29 protein-coding genes and 2 tRNA genes are annotated in these 25,654 nt (G+C 56.3%); 18 read left to right on the top strand and 13 right to left on the bottom strand.

Translation table 11 applies throughout. The features are described 5' to 3' along the window. Positions 1-5 precede the first annotated feature (5 nt). The 4 genes from OKF39_RS10745 (at position 6) to rnt (ending at position 3,010) form a co-directional block, all read left to right on the top strand. Positions 6-605, top strand: coding sequence for a TetR/AcrR family transcriptional regulator (locus tag OKF39_RS10745; RefSeq protein ID WP_047368408.1), 600 nt, complete (start codon positions 6-8; stop codon positions 603-605). 53 nt (positions 606-658) lie between these two features. Beyond that, positions 659-1,756, top strand: a complete 1,098-nt coding sequence (nemA, locus tag OKF39_RS10740; RefSeq protein WP_028012895.1) for an alkene reductase — start codon at positions 659-661, stop codon at positions 1,754-1,756. A 100-nt stretch (positions 1,757-1,856) separates the two neighbouring features. After that, positions 1,857-2,264 (top strand): lactoylglutathione lyase, encoded by a 408-nt coding sequence (gene gloA / locus OKF39_RS10735; RefSeq protein ID WP_013096923.1) that lies wholly within the window; start codon positions 1,857-1,859, stop codon positions 2,262-2,264. A 95-nt stretch (positions 2,265-2,359) separates the two neighbouring features. After that, positions 2,360-3,010: a ribonuclease T gene (rnt, locus tag OKF39_RS10730; protein WP_028012894.1), complete on the top strand. Its 651-nt coding sequence runs from the start codon at positions 2,360-2,362 to the stop codon at positions 3,008-3,010. A 44-nt stretch (positions 3,011-3,054) separates the two neighbouring features. Here rnt and grxD read toward each other — a convergent pair whose 3' ends face one another. Next, positions 3,055-3,402: a monothiol glutaredoxin 4 gene (grxD, locus tag OKF39_RS10725; RefSeq protein WP_003832760.1), complete on the bottom strand. Its 348-nt coding sequence runs from the start codon at positions 3,400-3,402 to the stop codon at positions 3,055-3,057. Positions 3,403-3,740: 338 nt separating this feature from the next. Between grxD and OKF39_RS10720 the strand changes: the two genes are divergently transcribed. Together OKF39_RS10720 and sodB are read left to right on the top strand one after the other, a co-directional pair. After that, the gene (locus OKF39_RS10720) at positions 3,741-4,514 is read left to right on the top strand and encodes a C40 family peptidase (protein ID WP_047368407.1); all 774 of its coding nucleotides are present in this window, start codon (positions 3,741-3,743) and stop codon (positions 4,512-4,514) included. A gap of 122 nt (positions 4,515-4,636) precedes the next feature. Further along, the gene (sodB, locus tag OKF39_RS10715; RefSeq protein ID WP_028012892.1) at positions 4,637-5,218 is read left to right on the top strand and encodes a superoxide dismutase [Fe]; all 582 of its coding nucleotides are present in this window, start codon (positions 4,637-4,639) and stop codon (positions 5,216-5,218) included. A 37-nt stretch (positions 5,219-5,255) separates the two neighbouring features. Here the strand turns inward: sodB and OKF39_RS10710 are convergent, their stop codons facing one another. Beyond that, positions 5,256-6,422 (bottom strand): MFS transporter, encoded by a 1,167-nt coding sequence (locus tag OKF39_RS10710; RefSeq protein WP_479983762.1) that lies wholly within the window; start codon positions 6,420-6,422, stop codon positions 5,256-5,258. 163 nt (positions 6,423-6,585) lie between these two features. Next, positions 6,586-6,675: a cytochrome bd-I oxidase subunit CydH gene (gene cydH / locus OKF39_RS10705; protein WP_020688313.1), complete on the bottom strand. Its 90-nt coding sequence runs from the start codon at positions 6,673-6,675 to the stop codon at positions 6,586-6,588. 297 nt (positions 6,676-6,972) lie between these two features. Between cydH and purR the strand changes: the two genes are divergently transcribed. After that, positions 6,973-7,998, top strand: coding sequence for an HTH-type transcriptional repressor PurR (gene purR, locus OKF39_RS10700; protein WP_008500597.1), 1,026 nt, complete (start codon positions 6,973-6,975; stop codon positions 7,996-7,998). Positions 7,999-8,015: 17 nt separating this feature from the next. Here purR and punR read toward each other — a convergent pair whose 3' ends face one another. Further along, positions 8,016-8,927 carry a DNA-binding transcriptional activator PunR gene (gene punR, locus OKF39_RS10695; RefSeq protein WP_028012890.1) on the bottom strand — a complete coding sequence of 304 codons (912 nt, stop codon included), beginning with the start codon at positions 8,925-8,927 and terminating at the stop codon, positions 8,016-8,018. Between the two features lie 114 nt (positions 8,928-9,041). Here punR and punC point away from each other — a divergent pair, with 114 nt between their 5' ends. Both punC and cfa read left to right on the top strand, forming a co-directional pair. Then, on the top strand, positions 9,042-10,232 hold the full coding sequence (punC, locus tag OKF39_RS10690; protein ID WP_047368404.1) for a purine nucleoside transporter PunC: 1,191 nt from the start codon (positions 9,042-9,044) through the stop codon (positions 10,230-10,232). Positions 10,233-10,529: 297 nt separating this feature from the next. After that, on the top strand, positions 10,530-11,678 hold the full coding sequence (cfa, locus tag OKF39_RS10685) for a cyclopropane fatty acyl phospholipid synthase (protein WP_028012888.1): 1,149 nt from the start codon (positions 10,530-10,532) through the stop codon (positions 11,676-11,678). A gap of 31 nt (positions 11,679-11,709) precedes the next feature. On the opposite strand, the gene OKF39_RS10680 is transcribed toward cfa, so the two are convergent. Further along, positions 11,710-12,351: a riboflavin synthase gene (locus tag OKF39_RS10680; RefSeq protein ID WP_028012887.1), complete on the bottom strand. Its 642-nt coding sequence runs from the start codon at positions 12,349-12,351 to the stop codon at positions 11,710-11,712. Positions 12,352-12,576: 225 nt separating this feature from the next. Here OKF39_RS10680 and mdtK point away from each other — a divergent pair, with 225 nt between their 5' ends. From mdtK to OKF39_RS10660, 4 genes are all read left to right on the top strand, one after another. After that, entirely contained in the window at positions 12,577-13,950 is a 1,374-nt protein-coding gene (gene mdtK, locus OKF39_RS10675; protein ID WP_479983761.1) for an MdtK family multidrug efflux MATE transporter, read from the top strand. 153 nt (positions 13,951-14,103) lie between these two features. After that, positions 14,104-14,180, top strand: a tRNA-Val gene (locus tag OKF39_RS10670). Positions 14,181-14,184: 4 nt separating this feature from the next. Then, positions 14,185-14,261 (top strand) — tRNA-Val (locus tag OKF39_RS10665). A 118-nt stretch (positions 14,262-14,379) separates the two neighbouring features. Then, positions 14,380-15,975 (top strand): FAD-NAD(P)-binding protein, encoded by a 1,596-nt coding sequence (locus tag OKF39_RS10660; RefSeq protein WP_479983760.1) that lies wholly within the window; start codon positions 14,380-14,382, stop codon positions 15,973-15,975. A gap of 28 nt (positions 15,976-16,003) precedes the next feature. On the opposite strand, the gene OKF39_RS10655 is transcribed toward OKF39_RS10660, so the two are convergent. Beyond that, complete coding sequence (locus OKF39_RS10655; protein ID WP_028012884.1) at positions 16,004-16,639, bottom strand: carbonic anhydrase; 636 nt, start codon at positions 16,637-16,639, stop codon at positions 16,004-16,006. Positions 16,640-16,711: 72 nt separating this feature from the next. Then, positions 16,712-17,494 carry an MBL fold metallo-hydrolase gene (locus tag OKF39_RS10650; RefSeq protein ID WP_047368401.1) on the bottom strand — a complete coding sequence of 261 codons (783 nt, stop codon included), beginning with the start codon at positions 17,492-17,494 and terminating at the stop codon, positions 16,712-16,714. Positions 17,495-17,619: 125 nt separating this feature from the next. On the opposite strand from OKF39_RS10650, the gene OKF39_RS10645 reads away from it, so the two are divergent. Beyond that, a complete protein-coding gene (locus tag OKF39_RS10645; protein ID WP_003857665.1) occupies positions 17,620-17,760 on the top strand; it encodes a hypothetical protein in 141 nt (46 codons plus the stop codon). 36 nt (positions 17,761-17,796) lie between these two features. Here OKF39_RS10645 and OKF39_RS10640 read toward each other — a convergent pair whose 3' ends face one another. From OKF39_RS10640 to OKF39_RS10620, 5 genes are all read right to left on the bottom strand, one after another. Then, complete coding sequence (locus tag OKF39_RS10640; RefSeq protein WP_047368400.1) at positions 17,797-18,276, bottom strand: GlcG/HbpS family heme-binding protein; 480 nt, start codon at positions 18,274-18,276, stop codon at positions 17,797-17,799. Positions 18,277-18,366: 90 nt separating this feature from the next. After that, positions 18,367-18,978 (bottom strand): response regulator transcription factor, encoded by a 612-nt coding sequence (locus OKF39_RS10635; protein ID WP_047368399.1) that lies wholly within the window; start codon positions 18,976-18,978, stop codon positions 18,367-18,369. Then, entirely contained in the window at positions 18,971-20,281 is a 1,311-nt protein-coding gene (locus tag OKF39_RS10630; RefSeq protein ID WP_236307097.1) for a sensor histidine kinase, read from the bottom strand. The genes OKF39_RS10635 and OKF39_RS10630 overlap by 8 nt, the downstream gene beginning before the upstream one ends. 91 nt (positions 20,282-20,372) lie before the next feature. Next, complete coding sequence (locus OKF39_RS10625) at positions 20,373-21,779, bottom strand: DUF1996 domain-containing protein (protein ID WP_045630173.1); 1,407 nt, start codon at positions 21,777-21,779, stop codon at positions 20,373-20,375. A 144-nt stretch (positions 21,780-21,923) separates the two neighbouring features. Then, positions 21,924-22,091 (bottom strand): hypothetical protein, encoded by a 168-nt coding sequence (locus OKF39_RS10620; RefSeq protein ID WP_048338863.1) that lies wholly within the window; start codon positions 22,089-22,091, stop codon positions 21,924-21,926. 241 nt (positions 22,092-22,332) lie between these two features. Here OKF39_RS10620 and OKF39_RS10615 point away from each other — a divergent pair, with 241 nt between their 5' ends. From OKF39_RS10615 to OKF39_RS10600, 4 genes are read left to right on the top strand one after another with little or no spacing between them, the layout of a single operon-like run. Continuing rightward, a complete protein-coding gene (locus OKF39_RS10615; RefSeq protein ID WP_071993779.1) occupies positions 22,333-23,163 on the top strand; it encodes an ABC transporter substrate-binding protein in 831 nt (276 codons plus the stop codon). Positions 23,164-23,165: 2 nt separating this feature from the next. After that, the gene (locus OKF39_RS10610; RefSeq protein ID WP_047368396.1) at positions 23,166-23,981 is read left to right on the top strand and encodes an amino acid ABC transporter ATP-binding protein; all 816 of its coding nucleotides are present in this window, start codon (positions 23,166-23,168) and stop codon (positions 23,979-23,981) included. Further along, complete coding sequence (locus tag OKF39_RS10605; RefSeq protein ID WP_048960377.1) at positions 23,981-24,727, top strand: amino acid ABC transporter permease; 747 nt, start codon at positions 23,981-23,983, stop codon at positions 24,725-24,727. The genes OKF39_RS10610 and OKF39_RS10605 overlap by 1 nt, the downstream gene beginning before the upstream one ends. Then, complete coding sequence (locus tag OKF39_RS10600; RefSeq protein ID WP_479983759.1) at positions 24,711-25,397, top strand: amino acid ABC transporter permease; 687 nt, start codon at positions 24,711-24,713, stop codon at positions 25,395-25,397. Before OKF39_RS10605 ends, OKF39_RS10600 begins: the two co-directional genes overlap by 17 nt. Here OKF39_RS10600 and fumD read toward each other — a convergent pair. Beyond that, positions 25,378-25,587: a fumarate hydratase FumD gene (gene fumD / locus OKF39_RS10595; protein WP_028012876.1), complete on the bottom strand. Its 210-nt coding sequence runs from the start codon at positions 25,585-25,587 to the stop codon at positions 25,378-25,380. The genes OKF39_RS10600 and fumD overlap by 20 nt on opposite strands. Positions 25,588-25,654 lie beyond the last annotated feature (67 nt).

Here is a 25,654-nt window from a genome sequence, read left to right as displayed (position 1 = left end):
AGTCCATGAGCAGAAATACTGAACACGACACGCGCGAACATCTCCTGGCGACCGGCGAGCGGCTGTGCATGCACCGCGGCTTCACCGGTATGGGGTTGAGCGAGCTATTAAAAACCGCTGAGGTACCGAAAGGGTCGTTTTATCACTACTTTCGGTCCAAAGAGGCCTTTGGCGTGGCGATGCTGGAGCGGCACTATGCTGCTTACCACCAGCGCCTCGCGACCCACTTCGCCACGGGGGAAGGTAACTATCGGGATCGTGTTCTGAACTACTACCAGGAAACGCTGAACCAGTTCTGTCAGCAGGGCATTATCAGCGGATGCCTGACGGTTAAACTCTCTGCCGAAGTGTGCGATCTCTCAGAAGATATGCGCACTGCAATGGATAAAGGCGCCAGCGGCGTTATCGCCCTGCTGGCGCAGGCGCTGGCGAAGGGGCGCGAAGAAAATACGCTCGCCTTCCCCGGGGATCCCTTAACGCAGGCTCAGGTGCTCTACTCCCTCTGGTTAGGCGCCAACCTGCAGGCTAAAATTTCTCGCAGTGCCGTGCCGCTCGAAAGCGCGCTGGCACATGTGATAAGTACGATTACTGCGCCTGGCGCTTAGCAGGCGTTTTTATTTACGTTATTACTAGTCGACTGGTCTACTCAGGAGTCGTTATGTCAGCTGAAAAATTATTTACCCCCTTAAAAGTGGGTGCCGTCACCGCGCCAAACCGCGTGTTTATGGCTCCGCTTACCCGTCTGCGCAGCATTGAGCCGGGTGATATCCCAACCCCACTGATGGGTGAATACTATCGTCAGCGCGCCAGCTCTGGCCTGATCATCACTGAAGCCACGCAGATTTCTGCTCAGGCCAAGGGATATGCGGGTGCGCCGGGGCTGCACAGCCCGGAGCAGATCGCCGCATGGCAGAAAATCACCGCGGGCGTTCACGCTGAAGACGGTCGCATTGCGGTCCAGCTGTGGCATACCGGTCGTATCTCCCACAGCAGCATTCAGCCTGGCGGTCAGGCGCCGGTTTCAGCGTCTGCCCTGAACGCGAACACCCGCACCTCCCTGCGCGATGAAAACGGCAACGCGATCCGCGTCGACACCTCTACGCCACGCGCGCTGGAGCTGGATGAGATCCCGGGTATCGTGAACGACTTCCGCCAGGCCGTTGCTAACGCCCGCGAAGCCGGTTTTGACCTGGTTGAGCTGCACTCCGCGCACGGTTACCTGCTGCACCAGTTCCTGTCACCGTCGTCTAACCATCGCACCGACCAGTACGGCGGCAGCGTCGAAAACCGCGCCCGCCTGGTGCTGGAAGTGGTTGACGCCGTTTGTCAGGAGTGGAGCCCGGACCGTATCGGTATCCGCGTCTCCCCAATCGGTACGTTCCAGAACGTCGACAACGGTCCGAATGAAGAAGCGGACGCGCTGTATCTGATTGAAGAGCTGGCGAAGCGCGGCATTGCCTATCTGCACATGTCCGAGCCGGACTGGGCCGGCGGTAAGCCTTATACGGAAGCCTTCCGTCAGAAAGTGCGCGAGCGCTTCCACGGGGTGATCATCGGAGCGGGTGCTTATACCCCTGAGAAAGCCGAAGATCTGATTAATAAAGGGCTGATCGACGCCGTGGCGTTTGGCCGCGACTATATTGCCAACCCGGATCTGGTTGCTCGACTGCAGCAGAAAGCGGCCCTGAACCCGCAGCGTCCTGAGAGCTTCTACGGCGGCGGCGCGGAAGGCTACACCGACTACCCTTCACTGTAATCTCGCCATTGTTCATTGATAGCGGCGACACTTCGCCGCTATACTAAAACATCGTTTCTGTTCAAAAAAATAGTCTATTCCATTGGTTAATGAGGAAATTATGCGCCTACTTCACACCATGCTGCGCGTTGGCGATCTGCAACGTTCTATCGATTTCTACACTAACGTCCTGGGCATGAAGCTGCTGCGCACCAGCGAAAACCCGGAATACAAATACTCGCTGGCGTTCGTGGGCTACGGCCCGGAAACGGATGAAGCGGTCATTGAACTGACCTACAACTGGGGCGTGGACAGCTATGAGCTGGGCACCGCCTACGGCCATATCGCGCTGGAAGTGGACAACGCGGCCGAGGCGTGTGAACGCATTCGCAGCAACGGCGGTAACGTCACGCGCGAAGCCGGCCCGGTAAAAGGCGGCACCACCGTTATTGCCTTTGTAGAAGATCCGGACGGTTACAAGATCGAGCTGATTGAAGCCAAAGACGCGGGTCGCGGTCTGGGCAACTGATCCTTCAGGGCGCAACATGCGCCCGTAGTTTTACTGCATCACCCTGCAAAATTTGCCATAATGCGCACTGCTTTTTCCCCTTGTAAGAGACCCTGATGTCCGATAACGCTCAATTTAGCGGTCTGTGCGACCGTTTTCGTGGTTTTTATCCCGTTGTCATTGATGTAGAAACAGCCGGATTTAACGCTAAAACCGATGCGCTGCTCGAAATTGCCGCCATCACGCTGAAGATGGATGAACAGGGCTGGCTTACACCGGACACCACGCTGCATTTCCACATTGAACCTTTCGAAGGGGCAAACTTACAGCCGGAGGCGCTGGCGTTTAACGGTATCGATCCGCATAACCCGCTGCGTGGTGCAGTCAGTGAATATGATGCGCTGCACGCCATTTTTAAAATGGTGCGTAAAGGCATGAAAGAGAGCAACTGCAGCCGCGCCATCATGGTAGCCCATAACGCCACCTTCGATCACAGCTTTACCATGGCCGCAGCCGAACGCGCGTCGCTCAAACGCAACCCTTTCCACCCGTTCGTGACCTTCGACACCGCCGCGCTAAGCGGCCTGGCGCTGGGACAAACGGTTTTATCCAAAGCCTGCATTACGGCGGGTATACCGTTTGACGGTACCCAGGCGCACTCCGCCTTATACGATACGGAGCGCACCGCAGAGCTGTTCTGTGAGATCGTCAACCGCTGGAAGCGTCTGGGCGGCTGGCCGCTGCCGATGGGCGACAGTGAAGAATAAAAAAAAGCGACCTCTTCAGGTCGCTTTTTTATTAACGCAGAAAATTATTCTGCGTCCGGCTCTTCCGTTTTGTACTTCGCCGCCGTCTCTTTGATCAGCTGCTGCAGTTCGCCGCGCTGATACATCTCAATCAGGATATCGCAGCCGCCCACCAGCTCGCCGTCTACCCACAGCTGCGGGAAGGTCGGCCAGTTAGCGTATTTTGGCAGCTCAGCGCGGATGTCCGGGTTCTGCAGGATATCAACGTAAGCAAAACGCTCACCACAGGCTGACAGCGCCTGAACCGCTTGCGCGGAGAAGCCGCAGCTTGGCAGCTTCGGAGAACCTTTCATATACAGCAGAATCGGGTTTTCAGCGATCTGGCGCTGGATTTTTTCAATAGTGGTGCTCATGTCTTGCTTCCTTTAACTTCTGTTACGGCAATAGTCTGACATTGTAGCGGGTCAGGCTGGCATCGGAAAATAACATTTTAGTCACGTTTATATATTTTACCCCGACTCCACAAAAGTTGCATTGCAAATGGTGTTTACCCCTTCGCCCGTCAGGGTTTTGCTTAGGGAGCGAACAATTGTGCGTCAGAATGATGAATTTTTTTGCACTTGCTAACGAAACACGTTTTTAGATTGAAAAATGCTATTAACTTCTCGGGTTTTTATGGATTAGAATCGACGGGCTTTGTAAATCACACGCGGGTATTATTGATGACCTGCATATATCAGGGGACTGCCCAGTGGCGCGGATAACTAAAATCTCGATCACGCTCTGTGCTTTACTGTTTACATCACTCACGTTAACGCCAGCGGCAAACGCCTCTCAGCAGGCGCGGCAATCTGCTGTACAAAAAAGCCATCTGGTGAAAGCCACAGAACGTAAGAAAAAAACCAGCAACAAGAACGACAAGAAAAAAACCACCGCTCAGACTAAACAAACCGCTTCCAGCAAGACGAAAACAAAATCTTCCCGCACTACCCGCACCGCCAAAAATAAAGCTTCGCAGACCGCCGCTAACCTCGTTACAGAAAAATGCATTACCCGTAAAGGCCATAAAGCAAAATGCACGAAGGTAACAAAGCTGGCGGATGTGCATAAAGTGCGTGTGCAAAAAGCGCAAAAAACCGCGATGAATAAACTGATGGGGCAGATTGGCAAACCTTATCGTTGGGGCGGCAGTTCGCCGCGTACCGGTTTCGACTGCAGCGGCCTCGTCTATTACGCCTATAAAGATCTGGTTAAATTCCGTATTCCACGTACCGCCAATGAGATGTATCACCTGCGCGATGCGTCACCGGTTAACCGGGGTGAGCTGGAAAACGGCGACCTGGTCTTCTTCCGCACGCAGGGTCGCGGTACGGCTGACCACGTGGGCGTCTACGTCGGCAACGGGAAATTCATCCAGTCTCCGCGCAGCGGTCAGGACATTCAGATCACCTCGCTCAGCGAAGATTACTGGGTACGTCACTACGTCGGCGCGCGTCGCGTCATGACGCCAAAAACCATTCGTTAATCCCTGCCCTGCCGCATCTGCGGCAGGGTAAGTTCCTCTTTTGCATACCCTTTCAATTTGCTATCCTGTCCTTGTTGTCTGTAGGGTTATTGGCAACACAAAATACAATAAGGAGAGAAGCAATGTCGTTCGAATTACCTGCACTACCGTATGCAAAAGACGCCCTGGCACCGCACATTTCAGCGGAAACCCTGGAATACCACTACGGCAAGCATCATCAGACGTACGTCACTAACCTGAACAACCTCATCAAGGGCACCGATTTTGAAGGCAAAACGCTGGAAGAGATCGTTCGCAGCTCAGAGGGTGGCGTTTTTAACAACGCGGCTCAGGTGTGGAACCACACTTTCTACTGGCACTGCCTGGCGCCGAATGCCGGTGGCGAACCTGCCGGTGAACTGGCAGCCGCCATCAACGCCGCCTTTGGCAGCTTTGCAGAGTTTAAAGCGAAGTTTACCGATGCCGCCATCAAGAACTTCGGTTCTGGCTGGACGTGGCTGGTAAAAGAGGCGGATGGCAAACTGGCTATCGTGTCCACGTCTAACGCGGGCACCCCGCTGACCACCAGCGCTACGCCGCTGATGACCGTGGACGTGTGGGAACATGCTTACTACATTGATTACCGTAATGCGCGCCCGAACTACCTGGAGCACTTCTGGGCTCTGGTTAACTGGGACTTTGTCGCGAAGAACTTCGCCGCGTAAGAGACACGCAGAAGGGGTAACCCTTCTGCGTTTTTGCTTATTCAGCCGTGCAAACCGCTTCAGGCTGTTTACGGCCGGACATCATCACCAGCAGCAGGCCGAGCGCGGCAATAATCGCCCCCATCACCGGCACAAAACTGTACCCCAGACCGCCTGAAATCACGGCGCCTCCGGCGGCGGCGCCCAGCGCATTGCCGAGATTGAATGCCCCGATATTCACGGAAGACGAGAGACCCGGCGCCTCATGGGCGACACGCATCACGCGCATCTGCAGCGGCGGCACCACGGCAAAGGTGGCAGCGCCCCAGACAACCATCGCAATCGCCGCGCCGAATTCATTCTGCGCCAGCCACGGGATCGCGACCATAATGACAATCAGCAGGGTTAAAAAGCCCTTCAGCGTGCCGTTCACGGAACGGTCAGCAAATTTCCCGCCGAGATAGTTGCCAATCGAGAAGCCGACGCCAATCAGCACCAGCATCGCGGTAACAAAGAGTGGCGTTGCGTGGGTAATGTCGTGTAAGACCGGCGAAATATAGGTGTAGAGGGTAAACATCGCTCCTGCCCCCAGCACGGTGGTCAGCAGCGCGGAGAGTACCTGCGGGCGCATCAGCACCGACAGCTCTCTGCGTACATCAGGGCGTTCACCCGCACTGCCTTTTGGCAGGGAGAAGAATAACGCCACCATCGCGACCACGCCCAGTCCGGCCGTCGCCAGGAAGGACATCCGCCAGCCAATGACCTCGCCCAGCCAGGTTGCCGCAGGAACACCGCCGATGTTAGCGATGGTCAGCCCCATAAACATGGTCGCCACGGCGCTGGCCTGCTTGTGTTTTGGCACCACGCTTGCGGCCACGACTGAGCCCAGACCAAAGAAGGCACCGTGGTTGAGGCTGGTCAGAATGCGCGACAGCATCAGAGTGGTGTAATCCGGCGAAATGGCCGAAAGCACGTTGCCCAGGGTGAAAATCGCCATCAGGAAAATCAGCGCATTGCGACGCGCACGGTGCGAAAGCAGAAGCGTCATCAGCGGCGCTCCCACCATCACGCCGATAGCGTAGGCGCTGATTAACATCCCGGCGGCCGGGATCGAGACGTCCACGCCCCGGGCGATAACGGGCAGTAACCCCATCGGGGAGAATTCAGTGGTGCCAATCCCAAAAGCGCCAATCGCCAGGGCCAGCAGGGGAAAATTGATTTTCATGCGTCAACTCCGGATGCCGTGTCATGTGGTGACACAGAACAAAGAAGCGGAAAGCATGACATCAATCACAAAAAATGAGAAGTTAACAAAATGGCAAAAGATTTTTGCCAGAGAAGTAACAATCGGAGCGTTCGGGAGGGAGAAGGCTCTCCCCCCGCGTAAATCAATGCAGCGCAGCCGTCAGGCCAGCCGCCACAATCAGCGCCAGCACAATAACGGTGGTGAACAGCGAAAACTTCAGATCGGAACTCATCAATTTTTCTCCTTTTAATCCCCCCACGAAAAGTGAGCTTGCTCATTTTTGCACAGTTTACGTCAAAAATCTTCCTGGATTTAAGCTGATAAACACTTTACCTCTTCCCCTTTTCATCAAGATAGGCCAAAATTCCACGCTAAATTTATTAGCGTACCGGCCATTGACCCCCTCCTGACGTCCCGTGTCGTTTTCCCGGCGTGCCGCAATTCAAAATTGCGTGATAAGGGTGAGAGAAGGCAAACGTTTACCTTCAAGTTTTTCAGGAGTTTAGGATATGGTCTGGAGTGACATTTAATGGCAACAATTAAAGACGTAGCAAAACGCGCAAACGTTTCCACTACAACCGTATCACATGTAATTAACAAAACCCGTTTTGTGGCGGAAGAGACGCGCAACGCCGTCTGGGCAGCGATCAAAGAGCTGCACTACTCGCCGAGCGCGGTTGCGCGCAGCCTCAAGGTTAATCACACCAAGTCTATTGGTCTGCTGGCGACCAGCAGCGAAGCGGCCTATTTTGCCGAGATCATTGAAGCGGTAGAAAAAAACTGCTTCCAGAAAGGCTATACCCTGATTCTCGGCAACGCCTGGAACAGCATTGAAAAACAGCGCGCCTACCTGTCGATGATGGCGCAAAAGCGCGTGGACGGCCTGCTGGTAATGTGTTCAGAGTACCCGGAATCCGTGCTGTCGATGCTGGAAGAGTATCGCCATATCCCTATGGTGGTGATGGACTGGGGCGAAGCGCGCGCCGACTTCACCGACTCCGTTATCGATAACGCCTTTGAAGGCGGTTACATGGCGGGCCGTTATCTGATCGAACGCGGCCACCGCGAGATTGGCGTGATCCCGGGTCCGCTGGAACGCAACACCGGCGCGGGCCGCCTGGCCGGTTTTATGAAAGCGATGGAAGAAGCGCTAATCACCGTGCCGGAAAACTGGATCGTGCAGGGCGACTTTGAGCCGGAATCAGGCTACCGCGCGATGCAGCAGATCGTCTCCCAGCCTCACCGTCCAACCGCCGTTTTCTGCGGGGGCGATATCATGGCGATGGGCGCCCTCTGTGCGGCCGACGAGCTGGGTCTGCGCGTACCGCAGGACATCTCCGTGATCGGGTATGACAACGTGCGCAACGCGCGCTTCTTCACGCCAGCGTTAACCACCATTCACCAGCCGAAAGATTCACTGGGTGAAACGGCCTTCAATATGCTGCTGGACAGGATCGTCAACAAGCGTGAAGAGTCACAGTCCATTGAAGTTCACCCTCGCCTCATCGAACGCCGTTCCGTTGCGGATGGCCCGTTCCGCGACTACCGTCGTTAATTTCATTGCGGAGCCAGTCAGTCTGGCTCCCGCAGCCACTCCCGGTTAAGCGTTTCGCTGTCCCCCAGATAGTCCAGCAGCCAGGCCATCGCCGGCGAGACATCATTTTGTTGCCAGGTGAGGCAGCAGGCCGCATCCGGGAACGGATTCTCCAGCGTTAGCTCAACCCACTCACCGGTGTCGATTCGCGGACGTGCAAAATGGGCGGGCACCATGCCTACGCAGAGCCCGGCGCTGAGGCACGTCGCCGACGATCCCCAGTCAGGGGCGACAACCCGCCGCTGGTTGTCCAGCAGCCAGGTAATTCGCTTCGGCAGCGAGCGGGAGGTATCTTCCAGCACCAGCGACGGCCAGCTGCGCAGCGTATCGTCGCTCAGCGGCCCTTCCGTCGCCGCCAGCGGATGATCGCTTGCCACCACGCATTTCCAGCTCAGCATCCCCATATCGCGAAAGGCGTAACGTCCCCCGACCGGGATCGCCTGGGTCGCGCCAATCGCCATCTCTACCCTGCCGTCCGCCAGCGCATCCCAGACGCCGTTAAACACCTCCTGCGAGACCCGCAGTTCTACGTCTGAGAAATGCCGATAAAAATCGACAATCATCTGCCGGGTGCGCTCGGGCTTAACGATGTTATCCACCGCAATGGAAAGGTGGCCCCGCCAGCCGTTCGCGATCTGCTGACACTGCTCGCGGGTGATCTGCATTTTTTTGATAACAGAACGCCCTTCCTTCAAAAACCACGCCCCTGCGGGCGTTAATTCAACATCACGATGCCGCCGTTCAAACAGCGGTACCGCCAACCACTCCTCAAGCTGTCGCACCGTATAGCTGATGGCCGAAGGGACGCGGTGCAACTCCTGCGCCGCTCCGCTAAAGCTGCCGTTACGCGCGACAGCATCGACCACTTCAAGAGAATAATCGGACCACATTTTCTGCCTGCAAAAAATTTGAATGCACCCGCCAAATATTAGCGTTTCACAAGCGGCTTTGCACTCCCTACACTCAGCGCCAACATATACCTGCCTCCTCAGGAGAATAAAACAGTGCAACCCAGGAAAGGTTTTTTAGTCTGGCTCGGCGGCTTAAGCGTGCTGGGCTTTTTGGCCACCGATATGTACCTGCCGGCGTTTGCCGCCATGCAGGAAGATTTGCAAACCCCTGCTGCCGCCATCAGCGCCAGCCTGAGCCTGTTCCTGGCCGGTTTTGCCTTCGCGCAGCTGCTCTGGGGACCGCTTTCGGATCGCTTTGGGCGTAAACCGGTGCTGCTGCTGGGGCTGGCCATTTTTGCCGTGGGCTGCCTGGGGATGCTATGGGTGCGCGATGCCACCTGGCTGCTGGTGCTGCGGTTTGTTCAGGCGGTCGGCGTCTGTGCCGCGGCCGTGACCTGGCAGGCGCTGGTCACCGATTACTATCCGGCGAACCGCACTAACCGTATTTTCGCCACCATCATGCCGCTGGTAGGGCTCTCACCGGCCCTCGCCCCGCTGCTGGGAAGCTGGATCCTCGCGCACTTTGACTGGCAGGCCATCTTTGCCACACTGTTTGCCATCACGCTGGTGCTGATGCTGCCGGCGTTCGCCCTCAAGCCCGCGCATAAAAAAGAGGCGCACGCAGACGCGAAGCCGATTACCTTCACCTCCCTGCTGAGCGCGAAAGCGTATCGCGGCAACGTTCTGATCTATGCCGCCTGCTCGGCGAGCTTCTTCGCGTGGCTGACCGGCTCGCCGTTTATTCTGCACGATATGGGCTATAGCCCGGCGGCCATTGGCCTGAGCTACGTTCCGCAGACCATCGCGTTCCTGGTGGGCGGGTACGGCTGTCGCGCGGCGCTGCAAAAATGGGAAGGCCAGCAGATGTTGCCGTGGCTGCTGGTGCTCTATGCGCTGAGCGTCATCGGCACCTGGGCCGTAGGGTTTATTCCGGGCGCGGGTCTGGCCGAAATATTGATTCCATTCTGCGTGATGGCCATAGCGAACGGGGCGATCTACCCTATCGTTGTGGCGCAGGCGCTGCGTCCGTTCCCGCAGGCGACAGGCCGCGCGGCTGCGCTGCAGAACACCCTGCAGCTGGGGCTGTGCTTCCTGGCAAGCCTGGTGGTCTCCGCGCTGATCGCCACGCCGCTGCTGACGACAACCAGCGTGATGCTGGCTACCGTTGCGCTGGCCGTCATAGGCTATCGCATGCAGGCTTCCGCTCAGGATGAGAGCACGCAGGTAGAAACCTCGCATGCCTAATCGCGCCAGAAACTATGTTAATTTTCAGTGATTAGGTTGCTAAGAATTTTCTATTGAATCACCAAATTTTGAGGCCTATACTAAATTTGGTTCGATTAAATACGATAAATATTATGTGTTAACGGGAGCCGGAGTGCTCCCGTTTTACCATGGAAGGCATTTCGGCAAGGGTTATCTCCCTTCCTCTGTTCTACGTCGGATACTAGCCTCGCGGTATTTACCGTGAGATTTCTCACAAACCAAAAAAGCGTCTACGCTGTTTTAAGGTTCTGATCACAGTAGGGTGATGGAGAAGCTATGAGTTCATCGTGTATAGAAGAAGTCAGCGTTCCGGACGATAACTGGTCCCGGATCGTCAGTGAACTGTTAGGTCGGGCAGGCATCACTATCAACGGATCATCCCCATCGGATCCTCAGGTTAAACATCCCGATTTTTTTAAACGCGTGTTGCGCGAGGGGTCGCTAGGCCTGGGGGAAAGCTATATGGACGGCTGGTGGGAATGCGAACGGCTGGATACTTTTTTCGCCAGCGTGCTGCGTGCTGGTCTGGAAAAACAGCTCCCCCGTAATCTTAAAGACACCCTGCGTGTCGCCTCTGCCCGTCTCTTTAACCTGCAAAGTAAAAAGCGTGCCTGGATCGTCGGCAAAGAGCATTACGATCTCGGCAACGATCTGTTCAGCCGCATGCTGGACCCCTTCATGCAATACTCCTGCGCCTACTGGAAAGAGGCGTCGACGCTTGAAGAGGCTCAGCAGGCCAAGCTGCGCCTGATTAGCGAGAAATTGCAGTTGCAGCCCGGTATGCGCGTGCTGGATATTGGCTGCGGCTGGGGCGGGCTGGCGTATTTTATGGCGAAGCACTACGGCGTCAGCGTGGTCGGCGTCACCATTTCCGCTGAACAGCAAAAAATGGCGCAGGAGCGGTGCCTGGGGCTTGATGTGGATATCCGCCTGCAGGATTACCGGGACCTGAACGAACAGTTTGACCGGGTCGTTTCCGTGGGCATGTTCGAGCACGTCGGGCCGAAAAATTACGACACCTATTTCGAGGTGGTGGACCGTAATCTGAAACCGGACGGTATTTTCCTGCTGCACACCATCGGCTCTAAGCGGACCGACAATAACGTTGACCCGTGGATCAACAAATACATCTTTCCGAATGGCTGTTTACCGTCCGTACGCCAGATTGCCAACGCCAGCGAATCCCATTTCGTGATGGAAGACTGGCATAACTTCGGCGCGGATTACGACACCACGTTAATGGCGTGGCATGCACGTTTTCAGGAAGCCTGGCCTGAAATTGCGGACAACTATTCTGAACGATTCAAGCGGATGTTTAGCTATTATCTGAATGCCTGCGCGGGAGCGTTTCGCGCGCGAGATATTCAGCTCTGGCAGGTTGTTTTTAGCCGTGGGATTGAACACGGCTTGCGGGTCGCACGCTAGAAAAATAACCCCGGCCAGCCGGGGTTATTTTTTATTCTTCTTCTACAGCTTTAATTATTGCGGCTTCTTTTGCGGCCAGCACGCGCTCAACGGTATCTACAACCGCCTGGGTTTGCGGATCGATTTCGATATTCACGCGATGCCCCAGTTTTTTCGAACCCAGCGTGGTGCGCTGCAGCGTCTCGGGAATTAAATGCACGCAAAAACGCGTCGGAGTAACTTCTCCCACCGTCAGACTAATCCCATCAATGCCAATAAACCCTTTATAGAGGATGTATTTCATTAATGACGGGTCCTGCACTTTAAACCAGATTTGACGGTTATTTTCTGATGTGACGATTTTCGCCACTTCGGCGGTGGTCATGATGTGCCCGGACATCAGATGGCCGCCAATCTCGTCGCTGAACTTCGCCGCGCGCTCAACGTTGACGGTGTCCCCCACCACCAGCTCGCCCAGGTTGGTAATACGCAGCGTCTCTTTCATTAAATCAAAGCTAATCTGGTTGCCATTAATTTCGGTGACGGTCAGGCAGCAGCCGTTATGGGCAACCGAGGCGCCGGTTTCGATGCCGTCGAGCATATATTCCGGCAGCTCTACAACATGAGTACGAAAATTAGGTTTTTCATCAATGGACACCACTTTGGCGGTGCCCTGCACAATACCAGTAAACATGCTTACAACTCCTGTTTTTTCCGGACGGTGGTGACACCGTTTAATCCCACCACAATAACAGTTGGAAAAACAGGTTGCCAGCGGAGCGCATTTTCTGGCGATTTTTTCACTAGATAAATAGCTAAAGCCCGCTACAATAGCTGGCACCCCCCTGCATTTTCTTCTTGCTGCCCGTTTCGGCGGCTTTTTTAGTCTCTCATATAACTACAAAATAAAGGTGTTCACGTGCAGAAGTACATGAATGAAGCGCGCCAGCTATTGGCACTGGCTATACCAGTGATCGTCGCGCAGGTGGCCCAGACCGCAATGGGATTTGTGGATACGGTAATGGCGGGTGGCTACAGCGCCACCGATATGGCGGCCGTTGCTATCGGCACGTCAATCTGGCTGCCGGCCATCCTGTTCGGCCACGGTCTGCTGCTCGCCCTCACCCCGGTTATCGCTCAGCTTAATGGCTCGGGTCGTCGCGAGCGTATTGCCCATCAGGTCCGTCAGGGTTTCTGGCTGGCAGGGTTTGTCTCCGTGCTGATTATGGTCGTGCTCTGGAACGCGGGTCATATCATCCGCGCCATGCATAATATTGACCCGGCGCTGGCAGACAAAGCCGTGGGCTATCTGCGCGCCCTGCTCTGGGGTGCGCCCGGCTACCTCTTTTTCCAGGTCGCCCGTAACCAGTGTGAAGGGCTGGCGAAAACCAAGCCCGGCATGGTGATGGGTTTTATCGGCCTGCTGGTGAATATTCCGGTGAACTACATCTTTATCTACGGCCATTTCGGCATGCCGGAGCTGGGCGGCGTCGGCTGTGGCGTGGCGACGGCTGCGGTTTACTGGGTAATGTTCTTCAGTATGATCGCTTATGTGAAACGCGCCCGTTCAATGCGCGATATTCGTAACGAGAACAGATTCAGCACGCCGGACTGGAGCATCATGACGCGCCTGGTGCAGCTAGGCTTGCCGATTGCGCTGGCCCTGTTCTTTGAGGTGACGCTCTTTGCCGTGGTTGCCCTGCTGGTCTCCCCGCTGGGGATTATTAACGTGGCCGGACACCAGATCGCGCTCAACTTCAGCTCCCTGATGTTCGTCCTGCCGATGTCGCTGGCGGCGGCGGTGACGATTCGTGTCGGCTTCCGCCTGGGACAGGGCTCCACCCTGGATGCGCAAACGGCGGCGCGCACCGGGCTGGGCGTCGGTGTTTGCATGGCCATCTGTACGGCGCTGTTTACGGTGGCGCTGCGCGAGCAGATCGCCCTGCTCTATAACGACAACCCGGACGTGGTGGCGCTGGCTTCGCACCTGATGCTGTTGGCTGCGGTGTATCAGATTTCTGACTCCATCCAGGTGATTGGCAGCGGCGTATTGCGCGGATATAAAGACACGCGTTCGATCTTCTTTATTACCTTTATCGCCTACTGGGTGCTGGGTCTGCCTACTGGCTACGTGTTGGCGCTGACCGATCTGGTCGTTGATCGCATGGGGCCAGCCGGATTCTGGATGGGCTTTATCATCGGACTGACGTCGGCGGCGATCATGATGATGATGCGCATGCGCTTCCTGCAGCGCCAGCCGTCAACGGTAATTTTGCAGCGCGCTGCGCGTTAACTACGCAGTAGCCGCCAGCTGGCGGCTACTTTCTCTTCACTTTGCGCGGTAATGAAGCAATCGCGTGAAATCAGAGAGAAAAATGCGTTTTCCCTCTTGCCTCCTTGATGCTGTGCCGCTAATATTCGTCCCCGTTGTCACCGACAACACGTTGCGTTCATAGCTCAGTTGGTTAGAGCACCACCTTGACATGGTGGGGGTCGTTGGTTCGAGTCCAATTGAACGCACCATTCTGCGTCCGTAGCTCAGTTGGTTAGAGCACCACCTTGACATGGTGGGGGTCGGTGGTTCGAGTCCACTCGGACGCACCATTTCAGTCCTGAAATGGTGCAAATTCTCTCCTTTTACCCTGAATTTTCTTAATCGCTTATTTTCATCATTATTCTCCTGCTACGCTTTTCTTATGGAATAAATACAGGAAGCGCGTCAATGAAGAATATCGCGATTATCGGCTCCGGCCCCACAGGGATTTACACCTTTTATCATCTGCTTAATAACAGCACCCCGCTCTCCGTATCCGTCTTCGAACAGGCCGATGAAGCCGGCGTGGGCATGCCCTATAACGACGACGATAATTCCCGGCTGATGCTGGCGAACATTGCGAGCATAGAAATTCCGCCCATTTTTATGACCTACCTCGACTGGCTCAAGGAACAGAGCGACGCCCATCTGGCGCGCTTTAAGGTTGATAAAGCCAGCCTGCATGACCGGCAGTTCCTGCCCAGACTCCTGTTGGGAGAGTATTTTCGCGACAGCTTGCGTTCAATCGTGAAAGAGGCAAAAAAGCTGGGGTTCCAGGTTACGGTCCATGAATCCGCGAAGGTAACGGACATCATCCCCTCGACAACCGGCGTAACGCTTTCCGTCAACGACACCACTTTGCCCGATCGGTTCGACCTGGCGGTTATCGCCACCGGCCACGTCTGGCCAGATGAGGAGGAAGCCACGCGCACGTTCTTCCCCAGCCCGTGGTCGGGGTTGATGGACGCCAGCATTCCCCCTTGTCGCGTGGGCATTATGGGAACGTCGTTGAGCGGTCTGGACGCGGCTATGGCGGTGGTAATGCAGCACGGTGAGTTTCGTGACGGTAAATTCCTCCTCGACAAGGGCAGTGAAGGGTTAAACATTACGCTGATGTCCCGCACGGGCATTCTGCCGGAAGCCGATTTTTACTGTCCAATCCCTTACGAACCGCTGTCGGTATTGACCGAATTCGGGGTTGAACACGAGATAGCCAAAGGATCGGACGGTCTGCTTGACCGCATATTTTCCCTGATGGTGAAAGAGCTCGAGCTCGCTGACCCAGCGTGGTGCGAGAAAATTTCTCTGCGTAACCAGGATGCCGACAGCCTTCGTGAGGCATGGTTTGAGGACCGTAAACGGCACGGGCCCTTTACCTGGGCGGAAGAGAACCTCAGTGAGGTTGAACGCAACAAACGCGAACGGCGCACCGTGGCCTGGCGCTATACCGTCCTTCGACTGCATGAGGTGGTTCAGGAGATTGTGCCCCACCTCAACGAAGAGGACAGAGAGCGCTTTAAGCAGGGCCTCGCCCGCGTGTTTATCGACAACTATGCCGCCATTCCGCCGCAGTCTATCCGCAGGCTGCTTGCGCTTCGCGAGGCCGGCATCATTAGCGTGGCGGCGCTCGGCGATGATTACACGCTCGATGCTGGCAGCGATCGGACGGTAATTACCACCAAAGAGAGCGTTTATCGTTTCGACGTGTTTATTGACGCGCGCGGACAAAAGCCGCTCAAAACAAAGGACTTGCCTTTCCCGACGCTGCGTAAACAGCTGGCAGAGACGGGCGACGAGATACCCGACGTTGGCGAGGATTACACGCTTAAAGCGCCTGAAACGGTTCGCGGGCGCATTGCTTTCGGTGCGATACCGTGGCTGATGCACGATAGTCCCTTCGTTCAGGGGCTGGCGGAGTGTGCGGAGATTGCAGAGGCGATGGCGAAGGCGGCTGAAAAACCTGCCTCGGGGAGACGGCGTCGGTTACCGTACGTGGAGAACTGACAGGGCTTCCATGCCCTGCTATCGGTGATTACTCGAAGAAGACCTCCGGGTTTTCCGACAGCGATACGAACGTTTTGGTGTTCTTATCCAGGGCAAGGATTTTGCCGCTTTCAATGTCATACACCCAACCGTGCAGACGAAGTGAGTTATTACGCAGGCCCACCGCGACGGACGGATGGGTCTTGATGTTGCTCAGCTGCGCAAACACGTTCTCCTGCACCATCGCATTCACTTTATCGATAGGCTTGTCCCAGCTTTTCTTCTCTACCACGGCTTTCGCCGCGTCGGAATAGCGCAGCCAGTGCGACACGGCTGGCATTGGCTCCAGGTTGGCGTTATCGGCAATTGCCTTCATCGCGCCGCAGTTGGAGTGGCCGCAGATCACGATATCCGTCACGCCCAGCGCCACCACCGCGTACTCGATAGTTGCAGATACGCCGCCCGGCTCCGGCCCGAAAGGCGGGACAATGTTGCCAGCATTACGAATGACAAAAAGCTGTCCCGGCTCTTGCTGGGTGACCAGTTCAGGAACCAGACGGCTGTCGGAGCAGGAGATGAACAGCGCTTTGGGATTCTGGCTGGACGCTAAACTGCGAAAGAGCTCTTTACGTTGCGGGAAAATCTCTTTTTGAAAGCTGAGAAAACCTTCAATGATATGTTGCATAGCAATTTCTCTTTTATCTGTTTTCGTTTAGGTATGATCGCGATCACACTCGTAAAGTTTACCCACCGTACTTTACCTGAGACAAGCAATATATTTCTGGCCCGACCGCTGCACGATGTTGTCGGCGTTCGCCGGGATGTTTTGCCCTTCGAACGCGCCGTAAAGACGAGCGAACGATTTTCCCGCCAGGCGCCGGGTAACGTCCTCAACCGTACGGACAGGCAGCGGGAGCATATTCGGGTAGCTCCACATAAACGACACCGCATCTTTCCCCGGGGTGACCTGCAAAATATCCCCCGCCAGCAAAACGCCCTCGCCCTCCTGCCAGTGCAGCACCGTTCCGCCCGCAAAATGGCCGCCGAGACGTAGCAACGTGACGGACGGCCAAATCTCCAGCGCCTCCCCCTCCCAGAAATGAATCGCCGGGCTGTTGCGCATCACCCATTCGCGGTCGCTGGCGTGCAGGTAGACCGGCGCATCGAAAGCCGCGGCCCACTCCTGCATCGTGGTGTAATAGTGCGGATGCGAAATCGCAATGGCGTGAAGGCCACCGAGCGCTGTGATGAGCGTTTGGGTTGCCGGGTCAAGGTTGGCAATGCAGTCCCAAAGAATATTGCCGTGCGGGGTGCGCAGAAGCAGCGCCCTCTGGTTAATCGCAAAAACGGGAACCGTTTTGATACTGAACAGCGCGGGCTCCAGCTGCTGCCATTTATTCACGTGCGTGGCCGTCACCGTCGCGTAATCAATCCACGCCTGACCGCTGACCGGGACGTACTGGCGTTCATCCTCGCAAATCGGACATCTCTCCGGCTTTCCATCGTAGGAGGTACCGCAGGTTTTACAGAGTGTAATCATGAGCGCTCCTCGGTGATAAAGCACTGAGTATGGCAGGGATTATCCTTATGTGCTGCGAGGTACATTGCCGACGTTTTTTACCCTATACTGTGCCAGTATCAAAAACCGAACAGAGCAGGTGCAACATGGAAATTGATCTCGATAACTTAGTTTTTAACGGTCTGGATGAAGCGGAAGAGCGTAACGCGGAACGTCTGGACGACGCGGATAAAAAAGCGCAGGCGATTGTTGCCGACGACGACTGCGGTGATGCCTGCAAGATTTGATAAAAAAAGCACCGGTAAACCGGTGCTTTTTTTATATTACTTTTTCAGCCCGTCAATGGCCGCCTGAGCGCAGGCTTCATCAAGATGACCGCCCGGCGCGCCGCCGATGCCGATCGCCCCAATCACCTCATCGCCTTCTTTTACCGGCAGACCACCTGCCAGCAGCAGGTAGCCAGGAATATCACGCATGTTCTGTGCGCCCGCATTGCTCTGCGCCGCTTCCATCACTTTGCCTGACGCATTCTTTGCGCTGAGCGCCGTAAACGCTTTCATTTCGCTGGCTTTAACCGTGTGAGGACCGGCGTTATCCATACGCTGCACCGCTTTTACCACGCCCGCACGGTCAACCACCGTGACCGCGACCTGGTAATTTTTCGCTGCACAGGACTGAATGGCTGATGTTGCCAGTGCGTTAGCCTGCGTCAGAGAGAGATTTTTTTGGGTCAACGTCTCGGCCTGTGCGGCCAGACTTACGCTACCTGCGACCAGTGCCGCAACCATCATGACTTTTTTCATCGCACTTCCTCGCGTGTTGTTAGACATCCCGGAGGTTACTTAACGGCGCGATGAAACGTAATTCGGTTGATTACGCACTCCACCTGGTAGTTATACGGATTGCAATTTGTCGTACGCCCGGCTCGCCTGTACCAGACTGGTGACGCCGAGCTTGGCAAACGCCGCCGCACGGTGCGCTTCCACGGTTCTCGGGGAAAGATTCAGGCGTGCTGCCACCTCTTTATTACTGCACCCTTCCATCAGTACGGTCAGTACCTCGTGCTCCCGCGCGGTTAGCTGTTCAAAGCGTGCTTTGATCTGCGAAATATCCTGCCAGGCGGCAGACCGTCGCTGACTCTCCTCAAAGGCCAGCCCAACCGTTTCGATGAGCTTATCGGCGTCTAACGGCTTGGTGAAAAACTCAAATACGCCGTTGCGAAACGCGCGACGGCAGGCGTCGATCGTTCCGTGTCCGGTCATGACAACGACCGGAAGCAGCGGCCACGGCCATTCGCCCTCTTCCAGCCACGCCAGCCCGCCTTTGCCCGGCATGCGCATATCCAGCAGCAGACAGCCGACAAGCGCCGATTCACCGCTCTGCGCCTGAGTAAAAGCCTCGACGCTCGCAAACGTCTTAACCTGCCAGCCCATCCCCGACAGTAAAAACGACAGGGATTCTCTGATGGACTCGTCGTCATCAATGAGCCAGACCACCTTATCCATGTTTTAACTCCTTTCCTGCTGCCAACTGCAAGCGGATCTGCGCCCCACCCTGCGGGGCATTGCCCAGGGCGATCGAGCCGTTCATGCGCGTCATCAGCGTTTCCGTTAACGTCATTCCCAGCCCAATTCCGCCGGGGCGTCCGCTGAAGAATGGCATAAATGCGTTCTGCAGGGCATCCGGGCTAAACCCGGGCCCGCCGTCGGTCAGGGTAACCAGAATGCCCTTCTCATTTTTCTGACTGTCGATTCGCACCCAGCCGTCCGCGCTCTCCTGCTGCGCCTGAATCGCATTGCTGAGCAGATTATGCAGGATCTGCTCCAGCCAGAGTCGGTCCGCCATTACGGTCGTAGCATCCACAGCAAACGCATGAATAACTGCGATACGTCGGGATTTACGCTCGTGCTCCAGTAAATTCTCCACCTGCTGCCAGCACTGCACCAGATCGGTTTCGCGCAGGGTCACCTTTTCCTGTACCACATGCTCGCGAAACCGGGTCAGCAAGGCGCTGATACGCTGCGTTTGCAGCAGCGCGGCCGCGAGCGCCTGCGACACGGCCTGCGGATTATCCTGCTGCTGTCGCTGCGCCCCCTGGATCCAGGTTTGCACGGCGGTCAGCGGCTGGTTGATTTCATGGACAATGCCCGCAGTGATCTCTCCCAGCGTGTTAAGCCTGGCGTGCTGATAATAGAGCGCACGCTGTTCGGCCTGCTGGCGCTGTTTGCGCTGCCAGAGCACGGTTCCCGCGCCCGCAATCACTATCCCCCACGTCAGAAACAGCAGCGGATACGCCAGCCAGGAGACCCTGAACCAGTCCGGATCTGCCGCGGCAGTGAGAATAAAGGGCTGAGTATGCTGCGGGAAGGTGCGCTGCCAGTGCCAGAAAGTGCCCGTTGACCGCGGACGATCGTCATTCGAGAGATTCAGATGCAGCTCAGCAAAGCTATGGCTCGGCGCAAGCAGCGCGCTTAAGTCGATCAGGATGCGGATCTGCCGCCACGGGTTGTATAGCCAGTACTGAACGCCGCGAAAAGGCTCCACGCGGGCGGCGTCCAGCGCGCGACCGGTGGTTTTTTCCAGAGCCTTAATGTGGGGGAATTTTTTGCGTAACGCGGTGAGGTCTTCATCGCCGGTGAGAAGCGGAAGTACCGACTCGTTTTGCGTCAGCACGGCGCCGATCCCCGAATACAGCGCCGTAAACTCTCGATCGCGCTCCCAGAACTGGCGGCGTATCTGTTCCGCATACAACAGCACGCCGCTTATCAGGCAGACCACCACCCACGCAGCGATGCTGCGCTTTATCATCTTTTTTATGCTCATCGCGTTAACTGGCCCGTCATTCAGGCTGTCGACATTACCAGTTAACGTTGATGAGAACAAAAAAACGCGGGCGTAATCAGATCTCAGGCGTTTTGCTAAAGCCGGTCAGCATCAGGATCAGGCTTTGCGGGGAAGACGCCGTCTCAAACTGGTAGTGATTTCCCTGACGATCGCCGCCGATGTACCACGAAATCTCGGTTTTCCCTTCTGCCAGCGCCTTGCGCACCGCCTTATCCACGTCCACCATCCGGTATTCGCGGGAGTGGTTAAGGTAAAGCACCGCATCCGAGCGGTAGTTACAGGCTGGCCGCGACTGCCAGCTCACGCTGGCCGGATCCCAGTCGTTGCTTGCCGGATAGAAGAAAATTTGATCCGCGCCGTTTGTTTCCACTTTCCCGCCATAAATCCGCACGCGGTATTTAAACTGCGAAGGATCCTGTCCGGCAGGCAGCGGGGGAATGTGAAACTTCACCAGCGACAGCGTTTCGCTGTTTTTGGTGCGCCCGCCGTTCTGCCAGTTATCCTGCACCAGCAGGACCTGGGGCTCTGGCTGGGTAAGCGCGGGCTCCAGGCTGCTGAGCCAGACGTTGGCCTTCGCTTTTGAATAACCATACGGAACGGTGGTGCCGCAGTCCAGACCGCGGTTCATGCACAGGTCGGTCATAAAGCGCGCGGCGTCTTCCGTCCAGCCGTTCATAAAATCAGCATGCGCCGTATACAGGCTCCCCCACCGCTCTTCACGCTCGTTGCCGTGCATGATGGGGTCGAGAGAAAGCTGCGCTTTGCTGGTATCGAGCGAGCTAATCGTCGGGAGCACGTACGCAATGTTCATGTTCACGGTGGGAATTTTCACCGGGAAGTCGGACGGGCACTGCCCTTTGGTGTCGTAGGTGGCGTTGGCCAGACCGTGAGCGGGCTTAAGATTTACCCCGTCCCAGCAGTTCGGAAACTGAATGCCGATATTAAACTGCACGGCATCGTTCGCCTTGCGTAAGCCGCAGACCTCACCCGTTTTGGTGGTGTAGCCCTTGCCGTTAGCGCACAGGAAGGTGATATGTGGATTCGGGGCGGTGCCGTGATGATCGCCCGCCAGCAGCGACAGCCCCGCCGGGAACGGGTGCAGCGGCCAGGCGTCGACGTTCGATGCCTGATAATAGGTTTTTTGATAGGCGGGTTTGACCACCGTTCCGTCAGGCAATTTCAGAGAGGGTGCCCAGTAGGCCGAGCTGTCTGCTTTGTTATCGCAGGTGGTCTTTTCATCTTTACGCAGCGATTCACGGCTGGAGAAGGCATCCGTTTGCACGTTGCCAAAAAAATCGTGCAGCATGGCCTCGTTGGGCATGCCGTGCATCATAATGGCATCGTCGCCGAGCGTGTGGGAGTAACCGCAGACGACGTGTGCCTGTGGCGCAGCGTGCGCCGCCTGCATGGCAATCAGTAGTGCGGTGGCAGAAAGTGCCGGGGTTAATACTGTCCGTTTCATTATCATCTCCTTCTGAGAAAGGAGATATTGGTATCAAAACGGCCAGGGTTTACCGAGGATTTGCCCGCGTATTTTTCCGTTCATCCCTGCTTTACACGGATCACGCACAGCTCATTCCAGTACGTTTCGCGCGTGCGGCGAAGTTCAGCGTGACGTTTTATCATGGAACCACTCCGGGTCGATGTTAGCGACGTCCACGCCATACAGGCTGGCAACAGGCAGTATTGACTCCAGAACACGCTGCGCGCTGTTCTCCGCATTCGCTGACCGGGTCGCAAAAAACCGCCGTAGCGTGCCGATCCATTTTTTCATTGCCTTTACCCCTCTCGCTTCACCAGCCCTGAGTTAAGCACGCGTTTCCTGGCCGCGGAAATATCAATTCCGGCAGTCAATGTGCAGGAAGTGCAAATAGCTCCTTACATTTACCTGCCGGTAACACACTGTTCACTAATGCTTTTTTGTATAGAGCAAAGAACATTTTCTTATTTGGCGATAGCTTTTGCTTATGGGAGCGTAACGGTGCAAAACAAAAACAACGGGACGAACGATGACTATGGCAGCAAAGATGAAAAGGTTTAAAAAAGGGACGGCAGTTCTGGGATTACTGGCCGCCGGGAGCCTGTTTTCAGCGCAGGCGCTGGCCGATCGGCTGGAAGATATTAAGGCCGCGGGGGTGGTGAAAGTCGCCACGTTTGACGCCAACCCACCGTTTGGCTCAATTGATGCAAAAACGCACGAGATCGTGGGTTACGACGTGGACTTTGCCAAAGCACTGGCAAAATCACTCGGCGTGAAGCTTGAACTGGTTGCCACCAATCCGGCCAACCGCATTCCGCTGCTTCAGTCCGGAAAAGCAGATCTGATCGTAGCGGATATCACCATCACCCCGGAACGCGCGCAGGTGATTGATTTCTCCACCCCCTATTTCGTGACCGGACAACAGTTCCTGGTTCCCGCCAAATCGCCCGATAAGCTGGATGAATACAGCCGGGCGCGCATTGGCGCGGTCAAAGGCACCACGGGTGAACAGGCGCTCCACCAGCGTTTCCCGCAGTCCCGCGTGCTGGCTTATGACGACATTCCTCTGGCGCTGACGGCGCTGCGCAACGGCAACGTACAGGCCATTACCCAGGACAGCACAATTCTTGCAGGCCTGCTGGCACAGGCCCCGGATAAAGCGAACTTCAAAATCCTGCCCGATCTGCTCAGTAAAGAAGAAATTGGCGTCGGGGTGAAGAAAGGTGAAACGGCGCTGCTGAAAGCAGTCAATGATGAGCTGGTTAATCTCGAGAAGAACGGTCAGGCGGCAAAAATCTATGACGTCTGGTTTGGCCCAAACACGCCCGCTCCACAGCCTCGCGCCTTTAAAATAGAAGCCAGGTAATTATGCTCTCAGGTTTATTTTCCCACTCCGCGGCCGGTGCCGCGGATTTTTCACATCTGGAACAGGCCAGCGTTGAGTTTCGTCACGTGGACAAACGCTACGGCGACCATCAGGTTTTACGCGACATTAACCTCACCATCACGCCCGGTGAAGTGGTTGCTATTCTCGGCCCTTCCGGTTCGGGTAAGTCAACGCTGATCCGTCTTATCAATCAGCTTGAAACCCTGAGCGGCGGGGAAATCCTGGTCGACAGCAAGCCGACCGGGCAGCTTTCCGGCAGCAGGCTGCGTCAGCTGCGCAGCCGCGTTGGATTCGTGTTTCAGCAGTTCAATCTGTATGCCCACCTCACCGCCAGCCAGAACATCACCCTGGCGCTGGAGCATGTGCACGGCTGGAAGCCGCAGCCAGCTCAGGAGCGCGCGCTGGCGCTGCTGGAGAAGGTCGGAATGCAGGAAAAGGCTCACCACTTCCCCGCTGAGCTTTCCGGCGGCCAACAGCAGCGCGTGGCGATTGCCCGCGCCCTGGCCTCGTCGCCGCAGATCATCCTCTTCGACGAGCCGACGTCGGCGCTCGATCCGGAGATGATTGGCGAAGTGTTATTCGTCATGAAAGCCCTTGCCCATAGCGGGATCACCATGATTGTCGTGACTCATGAGATGCAGTTCGCCCGGGAAATTGCCGACCGGATTGTCTTTATCGACGGCGGGCAGATTCTTGAAACCGCGCCGCCGGGGCAATTTTTCAGTCAACCGTCGCATCCCCGGGCGCAGCGTTTCCTGCAAAAAGTGCTGAACCCGCTGCACCAGGAGCACCTCTGATGCCCGCCCTCGACTGGCAGGGCGTGCTGGCCGGACAGCCTCTGCAGTGGATACTCTCCGGATTTCTCACCACCCTGTGGGTGACGCTGGCGGGGGGCCTGATCGCCAGCCTGCTTGCACCGACCTTTTTGCTCCTGCGTCTTTCCGGTGGACGCATCGGGAATGCGGTCGTCAGCGGCTGGGTATCGCTGTTTCGCAATACGCCGCTGTTGGTGCAGCTGCTGTTCTGGTATTTCGCCGCCTGGAACGGATTACCGCAGGGCTTTCGAGACGCGGTGAATGCGGATCACAGCTGGTCAATTCTGCCCGGCGACGTCTGGTGGTTTACCCCTGAGTTTTTATGTTCTGCCTGGGGGTTGGGCGTTTTTACCTCGGCGTTTTTAATTGAGGAAGCGGCATCGGGACTGCGTTCTGTTCCTGCCGGACAGCAGGAGGCGGCACTGGCGCAAGGGTTCTCGTCGTGGCGTTTATTTCGCTACATCCTTCTGCCGCAGGGGCTCGCCAACGCCTGGCAGCCCGTTGTCGGCCAGTACCTCAACTTGATGAAGCTCTCCTCGCTCGCCAGTGGGATTGGCTTCGCTGAGCTAACCTACCAGGTCCGGCAGATTGAAAGTTACAACGCCCACGCCATGGAGGCGTTTATCGTCGGTACGGTGCTCTATTTGCTTACCGGCATTGTCATGGGGATGGTGCTGGTGCGCGTCGGTCCGCATTCAGGGAGGAAGAAAGATGATTGCAGGATTTAACGTTATTGTCGAAAACCTGGATTATCTGCTGTGGGGACGAACGGCAGCGGGTGAACCCGGCGGCGTACTGCTTTCGCTGCTGATGGCCGCAGGGGCCACCCTGCTTGCGCTTCCCGGCGGCGTGGCGCTGGCGTGCCTCGCCTGGCGCTATCCTGGGCTGGTGCGCAGGGGGCTTTTTCTGTGGGCGGAGTTGATTCGCGGTATTCCCCTGATTTTTGTGATTTTCTGGATGTGGTACCTGTTGCCGATGATCACCGGCGGGGATCTGCCGGGGGCGCTGACCGTGACGCTGGCGCTGGCCTGGTTTACGGCGGCATCGGTGATGCATTCGGTTTTTGCCGGGCTCAGGGCGCTCCCTGCGGGTCAAAACGAGGCCGCGCTGTCTCAGGGGTTCAGCACGCAGCAAACCCTGTGGCGCGTGCTGCTGCCGCAGACGCTGAGAAATATTTTGCCGTCGCTGGTGGGAATTTTTATCAGCCTGCTGAAGGATACGTCGCTGGCATTCATCGTCAACGTCCCGGAGCTAACCACGGTGGCGGGACAGGTAAATAACCGGGTGCAAATCTACCCGGCGGCCATCTTTATCTTTACGGGTGCGGTCTATTACCTGCTCTGCTGCTCGCTTGAACAGGTCGCGAAACGCTGGCGCGTTAGCCGGCCAGCGCCTTAACCACCGTTTCCATCGCTTCGGTTGTCAGTGCGCTGCGCTTGATGCGCTGGTTCGCCAGCGCCGTGCGCAGCACGCCCGCAATGACAATATGCTTCGGCTCCTGCCCTAAATCACGCATCTCCAGCACCACCTTTCCGACCACCCGGCACATCTCCTGGTACAGCGCTTCATCTTTGGTCACGTTACCCATCGTCATCACTCCATTGCCTGTTAAACGTTGAGCTTAAATGATTCTCCCGCCGGATACAAAAAAGAAG

The organism is Enterobacter cloacae complex sp. HYC042_NIDB (genome assembly GCF_056673315.1).
Note: the sequence above shows the minus strand (reverse complement) of the source record. Positions and strands in the feature narration are given on the sequence as shown.